Source organism: Staphylococcus sp. GDY8P120P (assembly GCF_017892065.1).
In the GTDB taxonomy this organism is placed as follows: Bacteria; Bacillota; Bacilli; order Staphylococcales; family Staphylococcaceae; genus Staphylococcus; species Staphylococcus nepalensis.
Window position 1 is genome coordinate 276,398 of record NZ_JAESKI010000013.1, and the last position, 17,765, is coordinate 294,162.

Annotated in this window: 13 protein-coding genes and 2 tRNA genes; 14 read left to right on the forward strand and 1 reads right to left on the reverse strand. The window is 35.0% G+C overall.

The window, feature by feature from the left end:
• Position 1 precedes the first annotated feature (1 nt).
• From KA900_RS10410 to KA900_RS10425, 4 genes are all read left to right on the forward strand, one after another.
• Positions 2 to 1,969 carry a DHH family phosphoesterase gene (locus tag KA900_RS10410; protein ID WP_096807952.1) on the forward strand — a complete coding sequence of 656 codons (1,968 nt, stop codon included), beginning with the start codon at positions 2 to 4 and terminating at the stop codon, positions 1,967 to 1,969.
• Entirely contained in the window at positions 1,966 to 2,412 is a 447-nt protein-coding gene (gene rplI / locus KA900_RS10415) for a 50S ribosomal protein L9 (RefSeq protein WP_096807953.1), read from the forward strand. Before KA900_RS10410 ends, rplI begins: the two co-directional genes overlap by 4 nt.
• Positions 2,413 to 2,442: 30 nt before the next feature.
• Positions 2,443 to 3,846, forward strand: coding sequence for a replicative DNA helicase (dnaB, locus tag KA900_RS10420; protein ID WP_096807954.1), 1,404 nt, complete (start codon positions 2,443 to 2,445; stop codon positions 3,844 to 3,846).
• A 291-nt stretch (positions 3,847 to 4,137) separates the two neighbouring features.
• Positions 4,138 to 5,421: an adenylosuccinate synthase gene (locus KA900_RS10425; protein WP_096807955.1), complete on the forward strand. Its 1,284-nt coding sequence runs from the start codon at positions 4,138 to 4,140 to the stop codon at positions 5,419 to 5,421.
• Positions 5,422 to 5,529: 108 nt separating this feature from the next.
• Here the strand turns inward: KA900_RS10425 and KA900_RS10430 are convergent, their stop codons facing one another.
• Positions 5,530 to 6,750 (reverse strand): macrolide family glycosyltransferase, encoded by a 1,221-nt coding sequence (locus tag KA900_RS10430; RefSeq protein ID WP_096807956.1) that lies wholly within the window; start codon positions 6,748 to 6,750, stop codon positions 5,530 to 5,532.
• Positions 6,751 to 7,411: 661 nt separating this feature from the next.
• Between KA900_RS10430 and KA900_RS10435 the strand changes: the two genes are divergently transcribed.
• The 10 genes from KA900_RS10435 to rlmH all read left to right on the forward strand — a co-directional run bounded on the left by KA900_RS10435 (position 7,412) and on the right by rlmH (position 17,646).
• Positions 7,412 to 7,486, forward strand: a tRNA-Glu gene (locus KA900_RS10435).
• A gap of 7 nt (positions 7,487 to 7,493) precedes the next feature.
• Positions 7,494 to 7,566: transfer RNA gene (locus tag KA900_RS10440), tRNA-Asp, on the forward strand.
• Positions 7,567 to 7,885: 319 nt separating this feature from the next.
• A complete protein-coding gene (locus tag KA900_RS10445) occupies positions 7,886 to 8,347 on the forward strand; it encodes a MarR family winged helix-turn-helix transcriptional regulator (RefSeq protein WP_210139565.1) in 462 nt (153 codons plus the stop codon).
• Positions 8,348 to 8,739: 392 nt separating this feature from the next.
• Complete coding sequence (locus tag KA900_RS10450; RefSeq protein ID WP_210139567.1) at positions 8,740 to 10,146, forward strand: DHA2 family efflux MFS transporter permease subunit; 1,407 nt, start codon at positions 8,740 to 8,742, stop codon at positions 10,144 to 10,146.
• Positions 10,147 to 10,489: 343 nt separating this feature from the next.
• Positions 10,490 to 11,191, forward strand: coding sequence for a response regulator YycF (gene yycF, locus KA900_RS10455; RefSeq protein WP_210139568.1), 702 nt, complete (start codon positions 10,490 to 10,492; stop codon positions 11,189 to 11,191).
• A gap of 13 nt (positions 11,192 to 11,204) precedes the next feature.
• Entirely contained in the window at positions 11,205 to 13,037 is a 1,833-nt protein-coding gene (gene walK / locus KA900_RS10460) for a cell wall metabolism sensor histidine kinase WalK (protein WP_103373107.1), read from the forward strand.
• Positions 13,027 to 14,367, forward strand: coding sequence for a YycH family regulatory protein (locus tag KA900_RS10465; protein WP_096807961.1), 1,341 nt, complete (start codon positions 13,027 to 13,029; stop codon positions 14,365 to 14,367). The genes walK and KA900_RS10465 overlap by 11 nt, the downstream gene beginning before the upstream one ends.
• Positions 14,368 to 15,150: a two-component system regulatory protein YycI gene (locus tag KA900_RS10470; RefSeq protein WP_210139570.1), complete on the forward strand. Its 783-nt coding sequence runs from the start codon at positions 14,368 to 14,370 to the stop codon at positions 15,148 to 15,150. It begins immediately after the preceding gene.
• Positions 15,151 to 15,619: 469 nt separating this feature from the next.
• Entirely contained in the window at positions 15,620 to 16,420 is an 801-nt protein-coding gene (locus KA900_RS10475; RefSeq protein ID WP_210139572.1) for an MBL fold metallo-hydrolase, read from the forward strand.
• A 746-nt stretch (positions 16,421 to 17,166) separates the two neighbouring features.
• Positions 17,167 to 17,646: a 23S rRNA (pseudouridine(1915)-N(3))-methyltransferase RlmH gene (gene rlmH, locus KA900_RS10480; protein WP_096807964.1), complete on the forward strand. Its 480-nt coding sequence runs from the start codon at positions 17,167 to 17,169 to the stop codon at positions 17,644 to 17,646.
• The last annotated feature ends 119 nt before the right edge of the window (positions 17,647 to 17,765 follow it).

The following is a 17,765-nucleotide window of genomic DNA, read 5'->3' on the forward strand; positions in this document are numbered from 1 at the left end:
AATGAACCGTCAATCCACTAAAAAAGCGTTGATTTTACCATTTATAATCATGGTATTGACAGCGATAGCGCTTGTAGTCGTTTGGTTTATTTTTAATCAATTGATTGCAGGTATAGCCACCGTTGTTTTACTTGTGATTATTATAGGGACAGCACTGATGGTAAGACAAGCTTTACAAAAACTGGATAGCTATGTAGATAGTCTAAGCGGAATAATTTCAGCAAGTAGCAACACTGCTATTAAAAAGCTACCGATTGGTATGATTATCTTAGATGAAAATGAAAACATAGAGTGGATGAACCAATTTATGTCAGAGCGTTTGGATCGAAATGTTATTTCTGATCCAGTCAACGAAGTATATCCTAACATCTTAAAGCAATTAGAAAAGACACAAGAAGTTGAAATTCAAGAAAATGAATATCACTACCGTGTAAGATATTCAGAAAAAGAACACGTACTTTATTTCTTCGATATAACAGAAGAAGTACACACACAAGCATTATACGAAGCATCTAAACCAATCATTGCCACACTATTTTTAGATAACTACGATGAAATCACTCAAAATATGAATGACACACAACGATCAGAGATTAACTCAATGGTTACGCGTGTGATAAGTAGATGGGCGACAGAATATAATATCTATTTCAAACGGTATAGTTCTGATCAATTTGTTGCTTATTTAAATCAACATATTTTAGATGAAGTTGAAGCGTCTAACTTTAGTATACTAAGTCAATTACGCGAAAAAAGCGTGGGTTACCGTGCACAATTGACGTTAAGTATTGGCGTAGGTGAAGGTTCTGAGAATTTAATCGACTTAGGAGAATTGTCACAATCTGGACTCGATTTAGCGCTAGGGCGTGGTGGGGACCAAGTTGCGATTAAGAACATGAATGGGAATGTGCGTTTCTATGGCGGTAAGACTGACCCAATGGAAAAACGTACTCGTGTCAGAGCACGTGTTATCTCCCACGCATTAAAAGATATTTTAATGGAAGGCGATAAAGTCATTATTATGGGACATACACGTCCAGATTTAGATGCTATAGGCGCAGCGATTGGTGTATCACGCTTCGCTATGATGAATAATCTAGATGCTTACATTGTGTTAAATGATTCGGATATTGATCCGACATTACGCCGTGTAATGGATGCTGTAGATGAAAAACCAGAACTCAAAGATCGTTTCATAACATCAGATGAAGCATGGGATATTATGACATCTAAGACAACTTTAGTGGTTGTAGACACACATAAACCAGAAATGGTCATTGATGAAAATATTTTAAATAAAGCAAATCGTAAAGTTGTGATTGATCATCACAGACGTGGCGAAAGTTTTATTTCTAGCCCATTACTCGTCTATATGGAACCATATGCAAGTTCTACCGCAGAGCTAGTGACAGAATTACTAGAATATCAACCGACAGAACAAAGATTAACACGTTTAGAATCGACGATTATGTTTGCAGGTATTATCGTAGATACACGTAATTTCACATTACGTACAGGCTCAAGAACATTTGATGCGGCAAGTTATTTACGGGCACATGGTGCTGATACAATCTTGACGCAACATTTCTTGAAAGACGACTTAGATACGTATATTAATCGTACAGAATTAATTCAAACAGTGAAGTTACAAGATCACGGTGTAGCCATTGCGCACGGTTCAGATGAAAAAATCTACCATCCTGTCACAGTTGCACAAGCTGCTGATGAACTGTTAAGTTTAGATGGTGTAGAGGCTTCTTATGTAATTGCTAGAAGAGAAGATAACCTAGTCGGTATGTCTGCCCGTTCGCTTGGTGCAGTTAATGTTCAACTGACAATGGAAGCACTCGGCGGCGGTGGTCACCTGACTAACGCAGCGACCCAATTAAAAGATGTAACTGTCGAAGAAGCAATAGAACAATTACAACAAGCAATAACAGAACAAATGAGTAGGAGTGAAAATACATGAAAGTAATATTTACACAAGATGTTAAAGGCAAAGGTAAAAAAGGCGAAGTTAAAGACGTACCTGTAGGCTATGCAAATAATTTCTTATTGAAGAAAAACTATGCAGTTGAAGCGACGCCAGGTAATTTAAAACAATTAGAAAAACAACACGAAGCTGCTGAAGCTGAGCGTCAACAAGAAATTGAAGATGCTAAAAAATTAAAAGAAACGTTAAGTAATATTGAAGTTGAAGTATCTGCTAAAACAGGTGAAGGTGGAAAATTATTTGGCTCTGTAAGCACAAAACAAATCGCTCAAGCTTTACAACAACAACACGATATTAAATTAGATAAACGTAAAATGGATTTACCAAATGGTATCCATGCGTTAGGTTACACAAATGTGCCAGTTAAATTAGATAAAGAAGTAGAAGGTACAATTCGTGTACACACAGTTGAACAATAAAAACGGATTGAGATATGAGGTGTAATCATAATGGATGGAATGTATGAACAAAATCAAATGCCCCACAGTAATGAGGCTGAACAATCTGTCTTAGGTGCCATTATCATAGATCCGGAACTGATAAACAGAACTCAGGAAGTTTTACTTCCTGAGTCCTTTTATAGAGGCGCACATCAACACATCTTTAGAGCCATGATGAACCTCAACGAAGATAATAAAGATATTGACGTGGTTACAATTATGGATCAGTTGTCGTACGAAGGACGACTAAATGAAGCGGGTGGCCCACAATATCTAGCAGAATTATCTAGTAATGTACCAACAACACGAAACGTTCAATACTATACAGATATCGTTTTTAAACACGCAACAAAACGTAAATTAATACAAACTGCTGATAGTATTGCGAACGACGGTTATAATGACGAATTAGAATTAGATACAATACTAAACGATGCCGAACGTCGTATCTTAGAATTATCGTCGACAAGAGAAAGCGACGGCTTTAAAGATATTAGAGACGTACTTGGAGAAGTATATGAAAACGCAGAATTGCTTGACCAAAATAGTGGTCAAACGCCGGGTATTCCAACTGGTTATCGAGATTTGGATCAAATGACAGCTGGTTTTAACCGCAATGATTTAATTATTTTAGCGGCTAGACCCTCTGTTGGTAAGACTGCCTTCGCACTTAATATTGCTCAGAAAGTAGCTACGCATGAAGACCATTTTTCAGTAGGTATTTTCTCACTTGAGATGGGTGCTGACCAATTAGCAACACGTATGATTTGTAGTTCGGGGAACGTCGATTCCAACCGTTTAAGAACAGGTATGATGACCGAAGAAGACTGGAATCGTTTTACGATTGCAGTAGGTAAATTATCTAGAACGAAGATATTTATTGACGATACACCTGGCATTCGAATTACAGATATCCGTTCAAAATGCCGCCGTTTAAAACAAGAACATGGCTTGGATATGGTCGTTATAGACTATCTTCAATTAATATCAGGTAGCGGCTCGAGATTTTCAGATAACCGACAACAAGAAGTATCTGAAATTTCGCGTACGCTCAAAGCGATTGCGAGAGAGATGGAATGTCCTGTCATTGCACTAAGTCAGTTATCACGTGGCGTAGAACAACGTCAAGATAAGCGACCAATGATGAGCGATATTCGTGAATCGGGATCAATTGAGCAAGACGCCGATATCGTTGCCTTCCTATACCGTGATGACTATTATAATCGTGGCGAAGATGAGGAAGACGACGATGGAGATACGAACTATGAACCTCAAACCAATGACGATAACGGCGAGATTGAAATTATTATTGCCAAACAACGTAATGGCCCAACAGGTACTGTGAAACTACACTTTATGAAACAATATAATAAATTTACAGACATCGATTATGCACATGCAGATATGGGTTAAGAAAAAGAAATAAAATTATTTTTTCCGTACAATAAATAACCAGGTTTATTTATTGTACGGTTTTTGTTTGTGTTTGATTCTTTATTATTTTATGAAGTATGTATTAGCATTTGAAAGAAAAGTCTTTGAAAACCTTGATAACAGTCAGTTTATAGTGTGTTGAGTGAAATTTGGATATTTACCAAAAACTAAAAAAACGTAAAAAATCAATGTTCGATTTTTGTTTGCAATATCGGTTTGGTATTGGTAGAATACTTAATGGTTAATTGAGAAAAACTTGGAGGTGCTCATATGTCATCAATCGTAGTCGTTGGGACACAATGGGGAGACGAAGGTAAAGGTAAAATCACAGATTTCTTAGCTGAACAAGCAGATGTTATTGCACGTTTTTCAGGCGGTAACAATGCAGGCCACACAATTAAATTTGGTGGAGAAACATATAAATTGCACTTAGTACCATCTGGTATTTTTTATAAAGAAAAATTAGCAGTGATTGGTAATGGCGTCGTTATCGACCCAGTCGCATTATTGAAAGAGTTAGACGGTTTAAATGAAAGAGGTATTTCTACAGATAATTTACGTATTTCTAATCGCGCTCAAGTTATTTTACCTTATCACATAAAACAAGATGAATATGAAGAAGAACGCCGTGGAGATAATAAAATTGGCACTACGAAAAAAGGCATCGGACCTGCTTATGTAGATAAAGCACAACGTATTGGCATCCGTGTTGCTGATTTATTAGATAAAGAAACTTTTGAAAAATTATTAAAAGAAAATATTGAATACAAATCAGCCTACTTCAAAGGCATGTTTGATAAAGTATGTCCATCATTTGAAGAAATTTTCGAAACTTATTATGCTGCAGGTCAACGCTTAGCAGAGTTTGTTACAGACACTGCAAAAGTTTTAGATGACGCATTTGTAGCTGAAGAAAAAGTATTATTTGAAGGCGCACAAGGGGTAATGTTAGATATCGATCATGGTACGTATCCATTTGTTACTTCAAGTAATCCTGTTGCAGGTAATGTCACTGTTGGTGGCGGTGTAGGACCAACATTTGTATCGAAAGTTATTGGCGTATGTAAAGCATATACCTCACGTGTTGGTGATGGCCCATTCCCAACAGAATTATTTGATGAAGATGGAGACCATATTCGTGAAGTTGGCCGTGAATACGGTACAACTACAGGACGTCCACGTCGTGTTGGTTGGTTTGACTCAGTCGTGTTACGTCACTCTCGTCGTGCAAGCGGTATTACAGACCTTTCTATTAACTCTATCGACGTGTTAACAGGTCTTAAAGAAGTGAAAATTTGTACAGCATACGAATTAGATGGTAAAGAAATCACAGAATACCCTGCGAACTTGAAAGATTTACAACGTTGCAAACCAATCTTTGAAACATTACCAGGTTGGACAGAAGATATTACAAGTTGCCGTTCATTAGAAGAATTGCCAATGAACGCACGCAGATATTTAGAACGCATTTCTGAATTATGTGATGTTCAAATTTCTATCTTCTCTGTAGGGCCCGACCGTAACCAAACAAACTTATTGAAATCATTATGGTAAGCTACTTAGTTAGATGCCCAAACCTTTAGAATTAAAAATAAAATTTTAAATATACAAACCCCTTGCAAAGGCTATTTCAAATTAGCATATCTGCAAGGGGCTTTTTGTTTAAATATTAGATTGTGTTAAGTGTTGATCACGAAAGTTTAGAATATGATCAACTGCTAATTGATAACCTGTTTTATCACTAGATTGTACAGATTTAACTTTTTTAATATTTTGTTGATAATATGGTAATGCTGCTAGCATGTCCAGCACAGTTTGTTTTAATTGCTCTGGCGTTATATCTTCTGTATTTAATTGACGACCAATATTTAACTTTTCAATCTGCTGGGCGACAACAGGTTGGTCGGCACTTTGCGGAAAAGCTAACATCGGCACGTCCATCAACATAGCTTCGTTTGTACTATTCATGCCTGCATGGGTTAAGAATAAGGCAGTATGTTGTAATAACTCTGTTTGAGGAACGTACTGTGCAACGGTAAAGTTAGATGGTATCATATCAAAATCTTCGAGTTGATTACGATAACCAATTGAAACGACGAATGAAGCATCAATATCTGCTAACGCCTTAAAGCAATGATTGAAAAAAGTAGCATTTTGGTTGAAAACTGTCCCGAGGGAAATATAAATGACTGGACGCGTTGTATCGATTTGGTCCATAAATCCAGAAACATTAGGTTTAAGTACTGAAGGACCAACAAATTTATAATCATTTGGATCAAAAGTATCATAATTGATTTGGAAACCTTTCATCACATAAGCAATGTTAATATTTCCCGGGTTATTCATGACTTCAAAACGTGAAGGAACAATGACATTATATGTGCTCTCTACGTGATTTTTTAATACTTCAAATGTTTCGTCAGCTTGTTGGATTTCCTCAGCATTCACGGTAGAAGTTAAATGATTTATAAATGTATCAAATGTTGCTTTTGTATGTGCGAAAGACGAAACAGATGAAACAGATGGTAAATTTAATTTCTGTGCAAGTATATAGCCACAACTAAACATAGAATCATGAATCATATAATCAAAATGTTCATTTTTAGTTTCTCTTAAAATGCGTGGAACAATAATATCTACTGTTCTCAATAAGCCATTAATGACATTAAATAAGTGATGATTTTCATGATGAGTGAATGCACTCATCATAGCTTCTGTAGGTAATGTTCTAATTTCAGCGCCTGTTTCACTTAATTTATCTTTGTACAAATCACTTGCATAATAAACGACTTCTTCGCCACGTTTCACTAATTCTTTAACAACTGCAATGGTTGGATTAACATGCCCAGCAGAACCTGGGTTAACAAATAATATTTTTGCCAATGTTGCGCCTCCTTGTATGTTGTGAGGCCGTGACCTCAATAAAGTCTCGGTATCTCGACATCAATATGATATAGGTAGTAGATGATAAAGCGCACTTTTTATACACGAGTTTGGCTCATGAATCACTTACTTACGAAGAGGAGTAGAACTTATGTAAGCACCTTAGCACTTATATCCCCTTTTATGCTTTAGCGATTGATACTTATGCCTATGTCATCTTTTAGCCATAGCAAAACGTATACATAACCTTGAGCTCGTATAGTCTTCTATAAAGACGAGTAATACTTATATAAGCGATTCATCTTTTGTAACACGTCTTAGTCATCTAGCCTTGGCGGGGCGGCATCATCATTTTAGAAAATGTGACTTTTGCCCTGCTCTGATATAATTTTAGCAAAAGATATTTAAAACAAAAAGATTTTGTATTTATTATTTAGATTTTAAAATATAAATGATTTTTAAATAAAGATGAAATGAGGTTTATAACCGAAATAACATCCGTTTTAAAAAGATAAATAAGGCGGATAAATACTATTTTGTCAGTATTTAATGTTGTTTTCTTACTTTATACATTAATGTTAGAAAATTATACTAAATAAATTTTAAAAATAGCTTGTCATCCTTAATAAGAGTTGATATAATTTATCTTGTGCTTAAGAGAGGCTCCTTGGTCAAGCGGTTAAGACACCGCCCTTTCACGGCGGTAACACGGGTTCGAGTCCCGTAGGAGTCACCATTTTTTAGGTCTCGTAGTGTAGCGGTTAACACGCCTGCCTGTCACGCAGGAGATCGCGGGTTCGATTCCCGTCGAGACCGTATTGCCCATCCAATAGGATGGGCATTTTTTTATGTGGTTTGAACATAAAACATGTCAAACTTGAACCTGATATGGGAAGTAAACGACTGAGATAAAAATACGCTTATAACAAGCTTTCGAAAAGCGACACTTATTACGTGCTTAAGCTCATGCCATTTTTTATGAATTTTGATAGTGTTTGCCAAGACAGACCAACGCACTCATTTTAGTGAAATATATTTTACTTGGTTACCATCTTGCTATAACGCTTTTTTATACAATTAAAATCAAAAAGGTTAAACTAGAAAGTAATAAGTGGGATAAACGTGAGGTGAGACGATGACTGTAGATCCAAAATTAAAGGGTTTAGATATGCTAGATACCATCAGTGAACGACACGGTGAATTACGAAATATTATAGAAACTAAAGCAAACGACATCAATGGCATACACAATTCTAGTTCTGAATGGTATATCATGGCTAAACTATATGAAAGCACATTAACATTTGTAGAAGTAACACAAGCTGTGAATTTAACGAGACAAGCTATTCATAAATCAATTAAACAATTAGAAGAAAAAGAATTGGTTAAAGTTAAAAATATGACCCATAATAAAAAAGAAAAATGTGTGTCACTGACATATCAAGGCATCAAATGTATAGAACACTATATGACTTATAAACAATCAATTGAAACACATATTGAAGCGATGATAGGTCCCGAGCAATTCCAGAGTTTTAAAATGATTTTACAACAAGATTGGCAACTCAAAGACTTAAAAGAGAATGACCCTAAATAAATGAAACGAATGAAGTATTGAGCCATTTCATAAAATGTGGTTTCAATACTTTTATTTTAAAATTTATTATCGTCAACTTAGTTGACAATAATTATAAAATTTTGCTACAGTAAGTAAGTTGATTATTCAAGGACATTGCTTTGAAGCAACTAAAATATCTATACATACCAATGAAAATGGCAATGTATAAATTTCAAAATTCAAATTGTGAATGTTCAATCATACAAATAAATTTGAATGGTAATATAGGAATAAGTTATGAACATAGAGGTTTTTAAAAAGAATGATTACTAGTCATATCGTGTACCAATGCATTACGTATACATATTAAGCATTCTTAAGTCTCTCAATGATACTTATACTTCATTTGACCATTAAAAGGAGTATATTAAATGGCTACACAAGTAAAAGTAAAAAATCCAAAAATGTACGCACTCGTACTTATGATTGGTGGATTTATGGGTCTGTTTAGTGAAACAGCGTTAAATATGGCTTTAACAGATATTATGACAGATTTCCAAGTTTCAGCTGCAGTCGTGCAATGGCTTACGACGGGGTACTTGCTCGTAATGGCTTGCTTAGTCCCCGCATCATCTTATTTAATTAAATGGTTTAATACCAAACAACTGATTATTACTGGTATTCTGTTATCATTATTAGGTGTCATTATTGGTGCACTCGCACCGAGTTTCGGATTCCTTTTATTAGGACGTATCGTACAAGCACTCGGTACAGGGATTTTATTACCAATCATGGTAACAGTATTAATGCTTATATTTCCTATAGAAAAACGGGGCGCCGTAATGGGGATCATGGGACTGGTTATTACTGCTGGACCAGCTCTTGGACCAACGCTTTCAGGTGTTATTATTTTTGCTTCAAGTTGGCATTTTATTTTTTGGATTAGTGCTATTTTATATATTATTGTATTATTATTAGCTATTTCGAAGGTAGAAAATGTAGGCGAAATTACAAAACCCAAAATCGATATCATTTCTATTGCTTTATCTACGGTAGGGTTCGCAGGGTTAATTTTTGCATTAAGTTCTTTAGCAGAAGCCTCTTTTACAAATATCATAGTATGGCTACCACTACTTATAGGCGTCGTTGCATTGGCAATCTTTATTACACGTCAATTTAAAATCGATTCGCCCATGTTAAATTTAAATGTGTTCAAATATCCCATGTTTGTTTTAGGTGCTGTAATGGTTTTTGTAACTATTTTATGCGTACTTTCTATGGGTATCTTACTCCCACTTTATTTAAAGGGCGCTTTGCTATTTAATTCCATTATAGCCGGTTTAATCTTATTGCCAGGTAATGCTATCAATTTAGTATTATCACCTGTGGTAGGGTCTTTATTCGATCGATTCGGCGCAAGATATTTTGGCATTATTGGATTTTTACTGATGTTTATTGCAGCGATGGCCTTTGCATTGATGATTTCAGTTTCTACCCCTGTTTGGGCTATTATTTTAGCATTTATGGTGCTTTTCTTTGGTATATCTATGGTGATGATGCCAGCACAGACAAATGCTTTAAATCAATTACCTCATCACCTTTACGCAGACGGTTCGGCGACGATTACGACTTTAATTCAAGTGGCAGGTTCAGCTGGTACTGCCATCGCGATTACCATTTATACGACTGCGATGCATGCATTTGGTACAAACCATCCCAATGCTAAACAAGAAGTCGTACTGGCGTACGGTATTCAATACGCATGCTTCTTTATTGTTGGATTGACAGTTATCGGATTTATCTTATCGCTGTTCGTTAAAAAAACTAAAAAAATATAACTCTATCAGTGATGCATATACAGGATCGAGGCCGTCATGTTTCAGTCATAACTAAAAGCATTAGAATGACAAAACATACGTCTTCTCTGATATGTATCACTTTATTTTTGCGCTATAGGCAATAAGGTCGAACAATGATATCATTTTATATAGACTGAATATGACTATAATTTATGATAATTACCCATTTAATAGTAAAAAATGTTATAATTTTACAATATACCAATTTTATTTTTTGTATAGAAAAATAGAATTAGCACGCTATAAATGGTAAATTATATTATGGAGAAATGCGTAGAAATTTATGTAAATGTACTACAATTTAGAAATGAGGTTTATAAATATGGCTAGAAAAGTTGTGGTAGTAGATGACGAAAAACCAATTGCTGATATTTTAGAATTCAACTTAAAAAAAGAAGGCTATGAAGTATACTGTGCATACGACGGAAACGACGCAGTAGATTTAATATACGATGAAGAACCAGATATTGTCTTATTAGATATTATGTTACCTGGCCGTGATGGTATGGAAGTATGTCGCGAAGTCCGCAAAAAATACGAAATGCCAATTATCATGTTAACAGCAAAAGATTCTGAAATTGATAAAGTTTTAGGGCTAGAGCTTGGGGCTGATGACTACGTAACGAAACCATTTAGTACGCGTGAATTAATCGCACGTGTAAAAGCAAATTTACGCCGCCATTATTCACAACCAGCACAAGAAGTGAATGATGCGTCTAATGAAATTACAATCAAAGATATTATTATCTACCCAGATGCGTATTCTATTAAAAAACGCGGTGCAGATATCGAATTAACACACCGTGAATTTGAGTTATTCCATTATTTATCTAAACATATGGGTCAGGTAATGACACGCGAACATTTATTACAAACGGTTTGGGGCTATGACTATTTTGGTGACGTACGTACAGTAGACGTAACAATTCGCCGCTTGCGTGAAAAAATTGAAGATGATCCATCTCATCCAGAATATATAGTGACACGCCGCGGTGTTGGATATTTCCTCCAACAACATGATTAGGGGATAGTGTTAAATGAAATGGCTTAAACATTTTCAATCGTTACACACGAAACTTGTTATTGTCTATGTATTGTTAATCGTAATCGGAATGCAGATAATCGGTTTATACTTTACCAATAGTCTAGAAAAAGAATTAACGCAAACATTTAAAAATAATATTTCGCAGTACGCGAAACAAATAGAAATAAATATTGAAAAAGTCTATGACGAAGATAACTCAGTTAATGCTCAAAAAGAAGTACAAAACTTATTAAATGAGTATGCGAATAGACAAGAAATAGAAGAAATCCGTTTTATTGATAAAGACCAAATTATTATGGCTACCTCGAAGCAGTCTACGCGTAGTCTAATTAATCAAAAAGCTAATGATAGTTCTATACAAAAAGCCTTATCTTTAGGGGAAATTAATAGCCATACGGTATTAAAAGACTATGGTAACGGTAAACAGCGTGTGTGGGTCTACAATTTACCAGTGAAGACATCAAACGACGGCACGATTGGTAATGTTTATATTGAAGCAGATATAAACGATGTTTATAACCAATTAAGTAATATCAATCAGATATTTATTGTTGGGACAGGTATCTCTCTTTTAATCACAGTTATATTAGGTTTCTTTATTGCGCGCACAATTACCAAACCAATTACAGATATGCGTAACCAAACGGTGGAAATGTCTAAAGGTAATTATACGCAACGTGTTAAAATATATGGTAATGACGAAATTGGTGAACTCGCGCTAGCCTTCAATAACCTTTCAAAACGAGTACAAGAAGCACAAGCAAATACTGAGAGTGAAAAACGCCGTTTAGACTCAGTTATTACACATATGAGTGACGGTATTATCGCAACCGATCGCCGTGGTCGTGTACGTATTGTGAACGACATGGCATTGACAATGATGGGCATGAAAAAAGAAGACATTATCGGTCATTATATGTTAAACATGCTTAAATTAGAAGAAGACTTCTCATTAGATGAAATCCAAGAAAACAACGATAGTTTCTTATTGGATATCAATGAAAGTGAAGGTATTATTGCACGTGTTAACTTCAGCACAATCGTACAAGAAACTGGGTTCGTGACAGGTTATATTGCTGTGCTCCATGACGTTACGGAACAACAACAAGTTGAACAAGAACGCCGTGAATTCGTAGCAAATGTGTCACATGAACTACGTACGCCATTAACCTCAATGAATAGTTATATCGAGGCCTTAGAAAGCGGTGCATGGAAAGACGATGAATTAGCGCCACAATTCTTATCCGTCACACGTGAAGAAACAGAACGTATGATTCGACTTGTAAATGATTTACTACAATTATCTAAAATGGACAATGAATCAGACCAAATCACTAAAGAAATTGTCGACTTCAATATGTTTATCAATAAAATTATCAACCGTCATGAAATGTCTGCTAAAGACACGACATTTGTCCGTGAAATTCCAAATCAAACTATCTTTACAGAAATTGATCCAGATAAGATGACACAAGTGTTCGACAATGTGATTACCAACGCGATGAAATATTCACGTGGTGATAAACGCGTCGAGTTTCACGTGAAACAGAACGCGCTTTATAATCGTATGACAATTCGTGTTAAAGATAATGGTATTGGTATCCCTATTAACAAAGTAGATAAAATCTTTGATCGTTTCTACCGTGTGGATAAAGCCCGTACACGTAAAATGGGTGGTACAGGTCTAGGACTAGCGATTTCTAAAGAAATTGTCGAAGCGCACAATGGCCGTATCTGGGCGAATAGTGTAGAAGGACAAGGGACGTCAATCTTTATTACACTTCCATGTGAAGTACTAGAAGATGGTGATTGGGATGCAGAGTAAAGAGTTGATTAAATCTATCATACTGTTTCTTTTAGTATTGATGAGCGCTATTTTAACGTATATGACATGGAACTTTTCACCTGATTTAGCGAACGTGGATAAAGATGATAATAGTAAGAAAGAAGCAAAATCAAATACAATTGGTAAACCTTTAGACCAAGGGATGTCTCAAGTGGTTACGCCATATCAAGTCATTCACTCTAAAGGCGAAAACACAGAAGGTATGGAAGCAACACGTAGCAATGTTGAAGAAACAATTCAGCCGTTAAAAAACCACCGCGTTTTACATGCTGAACAAATGCACAGTAACCATAATTTAATTATTCCAGATTTAAGCGATGAATTTTTAGTATTAGACTTTACGTATGATATGCCGTTAGCCACATACTTAGGACAAGTTTTAAATATTAATGCTAAAGTACCAAACAACTTTAAATTTGATCGTCTTTTAATCGATAATAATCAAGATGGTAAGATTAAACTTTATGCTATTAGTAAAGATAGACATAACGTCGTACGCATGACCACGACGGTTAAAGCAGATAAATTTTCACAAGCGATGAAAAAACAACAACAACAAATGCAACCATACACAGAAATTATTACGAATAAAGATACTATCGATAAGGCAACACATATTTTTGCGCCTAAATCACCAAAAGGACAAAAATCTTATCACACGATTTTTAATCGAATTAGTGTAGATACAATGAATTCTATTCTATTTAATGATTCAGTTGTTGTACGTAGTTCAAGAAGTGGTTCAGTGACTTACAATAACAATACAGGCGTTGCAAATTACAACGATGAAACTGAAAAATATCGCTATACGAATCTTTCAGAAGATGAAGCTCGTTCAAATAATATGCAAGACAGTATGCCAAGTACCTATGCATATATCAATAATCACGGTGGTTTTACCGATGATTTCAGATTATTCCACACCGACAATAAACGTGGTGAATTGACATATCAAATGTTCTTAAATGGTCGACCAACATTTAACGATGACGATTTAAACACATTAAAAGTATCTTGGGGTAATAAAGGTATTTTTGGTTACGCACGTACACTATTAAAAGCCAATGTAACCATTGATAGTGGTGAAAAGGAAGTAGACTTGCCTGGTGCTGAAACGGTCCGTTCTGAACTAGCTAATAATCCTGAAATAGAATTCGAAAAGGTAACCAATATGACCATAGGTTACAGCATGGAGGATAAGAAAGATAACGGCGATATCGAAATTCAACGCAACAGTGAATTCAATCCACAATGGTATGTAGAGTACGATGGCCAATGGCTTGCATACAAAGATGGGGGGCTAGAATAAATGAACTGGAAACACACGAAAACCTTATTTATTTTTGTATTTATTCTAGTGAACATTAGCCTCATCATTATCTATATTGATAAAGTGAATAAATCACACATTAATGACAGCGCCGACGAAAACGCAGTTAACTTTAAACAAGAAAAAATTGAAATTCCTGATAACTTACCAACCGTTAAAAACATTAAAATGCAGTTGCTGACCGCGAGATCTAACGACTTTTCATCCTATGCTAAATCACGTTCACATGTAACAAGTGAAGATTCTGGTCAGAAAATCAAAGGTGATATTAACAATCCTATTGATGTCAGTAACGATCAATATACAGATTTAAAATCTTATGTTAAAGATAGTGTTTATAAAGGCAAAAATTATGAAATGAATAAGATTGACGATGACCACGTCACATTCGAACAGACATATAACAATTTTCCAATAATGAATAATAGCAAAGCCAAACTTGAATTTAACATTAATGATGATGGCAAAGCTTCCAGCTATAGACAAACAGCCATGAAAACCATAGCGCCTTCAGAAGGTGCCAATAATGATAAGAAACAAGTAAACACAGCTAGAAGTGCAATTGAAGCACTCTATTACAATCGTTACCTCAAACGCAACGATGAAGTGACCAACATCCGACTGGGTTACTACACCGTCGTTAAAGAGCCTAACGTTCAAGTATTAGAAGCCAATTGGGAAGTCAAAGTTAAGCATGCAAATGAGTTCAAGACATACTACGTCGAAGCCATATCAGATAGCCCGAAAATTATTGAAGAATAATAAGAGTGATATTTTTGTAGTTTTTGCAGCGTGATTAAAAACATTGTGCAGTAGTATCAATCAGTTTTATAAAACTTGTATTAACCACTGACGATAAGAGAGCGGATATACGAAATTAAACGCATCATTTTTGATTTCTATACCGCTCTTTTTCTATAAAAATAGAGAAGCGGCATTTTAAAAATGAGCTGTTTTATTAAACAATAAACTCAGTTTAAGCATCAAAGTATGTTAAAATAGATTATTGTTAAATGATAATGTATGAATGTGCAAAAACACGAGACGATATCATGTTATAAAAATGAATTCAAAACACCTATAAATGATGAAAAGGTGATAAGTACATATTTTAAAATTCATTTTAGCTATTATAAAAACATCAATAATTAGACGGAAGGCATGTTGAGGGCATATAAACCGTAGACTGCCTTTAAGCATATAAGCAAATAGGTTTATTAGATTAGAAAGGGTGAATCGCTTGATACGGATGAGTGTATTAGCGAGTGGTAGTACAGGAAACGCCACTTATGTAGAAAGTGATAAAGGTAGTATCCTTGTCGATGCAGGCTTAACAGGTAAAAAAATGGAAGCACTATTTGGACAAATCGACAAACAAATTAAAAATTTAAATGGCATCTTAGTGACACATGAACATTCAGACCATATCAAAGGCCTCGGTGTCTTAGCACGTAAATACAGCTTGCCCATTTACGCAAACGAAAAAACATGGTCAGCGATTGAAAAGAAAGACAGTAAAATTCCAATGGATCAGAAATTCATTTTTAATCCATACGATACAAAATCTATTGCAGGATTCGATATCGAGTCCTTTAACGTATCTCATGATGCCATAGATCCACAATTCTATATTTTCCATAATAATTATAAAAAATTCACGATACTTACTGATACAGGCTACGTTTCAGACCGCATGAAAGGTATGATTCAAGGTAGCGACGCTTTCGTATTTGAAAGCAATCATGACGTTGATATGCTCCGCATGTGCGGTTATCCATGGAAAACCAAACAACGTATCTTAAGCGATATGGGACACGTATCCAACGAAGATGCAGGACATGCAATGACAGATGTCATAACAGGCAGCACCAAACGCATTTACCTATCCCATTTATCACAAGATAATAACATGAAAGACCTTGCCCGCATGAGCGTCGGCCAAGTCCTAAATGAACACGATATCGATACAGAAAAAGAAGTCCTCCTCTGCGACACAGACAAAGCACAAGCCACACCAATATATACACTATAGTATAGAGCCGCTTAACCAAAAAGTTTAGCGGCTCTTAATGCATTAGCCAAGGGCTAATGTAAACCGTAGTTTAGTAGGCTTAACCAAAAAGTTTAGCGGCTCTTAATGCGTTTGCCAAGGACTAATGTAAATTCATATAAGATGTAGGACATAGCATTTCTAAATGTAGCCAACAGCAAGTTGTTGTAATCTTAAATTTGGCATAAGTTTAGTGATTTTTTAAGTAACGAATATATATTCAGTATCTATACAAATAAAATATGATAGAAGTCTTAGCCTATATTTCAATGAGAGTATAGGCTATTTTTGTGGTTAAGAAATTAAAACAAAAGATAATTGAAATATAAAATAATTTAAAGTAGGCTAATAACATAGTTATACATATATGCATTTATCTGATAATTTATAAACAGTGGATAACTTCGCTTATAGCATGAATAACTCAGACAAAATGTAAAAAATACGTAAATTATGTGAATAAGTATGTAAGACACCCAGTAACTTATCCACTAAATTATGCAAAGTTATCCAGAGGTGTGCACAATTAATATAGAAATACCCACATTATACACAGAGTTATCCACAAATAAACAAGTTATACACGTATAATCGTGAAAATATCGTAAATATTTTTAAATTATCGTATACATTCCTGTTATAATAAGAGGGAATAGTGTGAATAAGTGAATAACTTGTGGATAAGTATAATAACTACTGATTCTTAAAGCTTTTACAGGAGGCAAATAATGAAAATTACTATACTTGCAGTAGGTAAATTAAAAGAAAAATACTGGAAACAAGCAATAGCTGAATACGAAAAAAGACTTAGTGCTTATTCTAAAATAGAAATTATAGAAGTACCAGATGAAAAAGCACCTGAAAATATGAGTGATAAAGAAGTAGAACAAGTCAAAGAAAAAGAAGGCCAACGTTTACTAGCAAAAGTAAAACCACAATCTACAGTGGTAACTTTAGAAATTAAAGGGAACATGCTGACGTCTGAAGGATTAGCTAAAGAAATAGAAGGACGAATGACTAGAGGACAAAGCGACTTCACATTTATTATTGGCGGGTCCAATGGTTTACACCAGGACGTCTTAAACAGAAGCAATTACGCCCTGTCATTTAGTAAAATGACTTTTCCACACCAAATGATGCGCGTCATCTTAATTGAGCAAGTCTACCGTGCGTTTAAAATTATGCGAGGGGAAGCATATCACAAATGATGCGGTTTTTTCATCCATTTCACTGTATTTAGTTCAATTTCTTATAATAGATTTAATAAATAGAAATTCCCTGTGTATTTATATTACAAAGTCTATTATCATAAATATATATACTAAAA

Excerpts from the sequence above, each read along its gene's own strand:
- rlmH (WP_096807964.1), top strand. The coding sequence starts at position 17,167 with ATGAAAATTACTATACTTGCAGTAGGTAAATTAAAAGAAAAATACTGG.
- yycF (WP_210139568.1), top strand. The coding sequence starts at position 10,490 with ATGGCTAGAAAAGTTGTGGTAGTAGATGACGAAAAACCAATTGCTGAT.
- KA900_RS10445 (WP_210139565.1), top strand. The coding sequence starts at position 7,886 with ATGACTGTAGATCCAAAATTAAAGGGTTTAGATATGCTAGATACCATC.
- KA900_RS10450 (WP_210139567.1), top strand. The coding sequence starts at position 8,740 with ATGGCTACACAAGTAAAAGTAAAAAATCCAAAAATGTACGCACTCGTA.
- KA900_RS10425 (WP_096807955.1), top strand. The coding sequence starts at position 4,138 with ATGTCATCAATCGTAGTCGTTGGGACACAATGGGGAGACGAAGGTAAA.
- dnaB (WP_096807954.1), top strand. The coding sequence starts at position 2,443 with ATGGATGGAATGTATGAACAAAATCAAATGCCCCACAGTAATGAGGCT.
- KA900_RS10470 (WP_210139570.1), top strand. The coding sequence starts at position 14,368 with ATGAACTGGAAACACACGAAAACCTTATTTATTTTTGTATTTATTCTA.
- KA900_RS10410 (WP_096807952.1), top strand. The coding sequence starts at position 2 with ATGAACCGTCAATCCACTAAAAAAGCGTTGATTTTACCATTTATAATC.
- walK (WP_103373107.1), top strand. The coding sequence starts at position 11,205 with ATGAAATGGCTTAAACATTTTCAATCGTTACACACGAAACTTGTTATT.
- rplI (WP_096807953.1), top strand. The coding sequence starts at position 1,966 with ATGAAAGTAATATTTACACAAGATGTTAAAGGCAAAGGTAAAAAAGGC.
- KA900_RS10465 (WP_096807961.1), top strand. The coding sequence starts at position 13,027 with ATGCAGAGTAAAGAGTTGATTAAATCTATCATACTGTTTCTTTTAGTA.